Origin of the sequence: Vibrio anguillarum, assembly GCF_003390515.1 — a bacterium.
Lineage (GTDB): Bacteria > Pseudomonadota > Gammaproteobacteria > Enterobacterales > Vibrionaceae > Vibrio > Vibrio anguillarum.
Genome location: NZ_CP031478.1, coordinates 958,027 through 959,190 on the forward strand (window position 1 = coordinate 958,027; position 1,164 = coordinate 959,190).

Below are 1,164 nucleotides of genomic sequence, written 5' to 3' on the forward strand. Positions count from 1 at the left end.
TTACGGGAAGTGGTGTGTTTGTTTATTTCTTTGGTGTGGCTTCTTTGGTTTTGAAGCTCTTTCGCGCTTAAATGGATTTCGCGCACTTGATTGTTGGCTTCTTCGAAAGAATTCTTTGTAAATTGAAGTCTTAGAAGCTCGTCAGTTTTCCTATTATTTCTTCTTTGCCAAGTACGTTTCGTGGGTTAGGTTTTAGTTTCTCAGTTGTCCGTTTTACTTTGTCGCTTGAAAGCAATAATGTGTTTTAAATTAGGCCGTTGGGTAGAAAATCTCCGGCTAAAGTGCAGCAGCTAACAAACGGCTCAAGAGGGATTGCTAACGCGTGGCGGCTTTAGTACAAAATTGAARYTCAGTGTTTACRGTGTGTTTTTTRAGTYCGGYGGTGCGTYGTCAACCCCTTAGCCGGGCGTTATGCGTAATAGGGAAGTTTATGTCAAAAGTAACATTGAAAGGTTTTATTTTAGTTCCTGAATCGGAACTCGAAGTTGTCAAAAGTGAGTTGGTGACTCATAAGCGCCTTACTCTCGAAGAGTCGGGTTGTATAACGTTTAGCGTTACTGAGAATTCAAACAATCCTCTTCGCTTTGATGTCTATGAGGAATTCAAAGATAAATCTGCATTTGAATATCATCAAAAGAGAGTCAAAGCATCTCATTGGGGTAAAGTGACGGTAAATGTTGAACGCCATTATGAAATCCTAGAGTAAAGGGGTATAACAAACAATTTAAGAGGGATTCCCAACGCTTGGCATTTTGCATCTACTTCAATTTTAGTGCTTACAGTACAATGCTTTAGGTTGGGTGGTAGCGTTGCTCACCCCTTAATTGGGCGTTATGCAACTCAGGTAAATTTAGGGGTTCAATCTTTTGGATTTCTCCGGCCATTCGTTTTGTGTTGTCGGCAAATGAGCATTTTTACCCTAAAATTCCTAGTTTACTCAAGCCGTAAAACAGGCAAGGTTCCTTGTTTGCCTCAATGAGTTTTGGTGCTGGTTTGTTGTGAATTTAGCGGGCGCAAAGGGTGGAAAGGGTAAGTTAATCGAGTATTTCGCATTTTCTGAAAGTCTTGCTTGTTGAGTTTTCCTGATTCAAAAGCTTGGTTTGTTGTTGAAAGGTGAACTTTGTTTTGGCAGCTTATTTATCGCAGTTCTTGCTTGGGTTGATT

1 protein-coding gene is annotated in these 1,164 nt (G+C 40.3%); it reads left to right on the plus strand.

Features of this window, described 5'->3' with window-relative positions:
- The first annotated feature begins 430 nt into the window (after positions 1-430).
- The gene (locus tag DD616_RS04000; RefSeq protein WP_103154884.1) at positions 431-706 is read left to right on the plus strand and encodes a putative quinol monooxygenase; all 276 of its coding nucleotides are present in this window, start codon (positions 431-433) and stop codon (positions 704-706) included.
- Positions 707-1,164 lie beyond the last annotated feature (458 nt).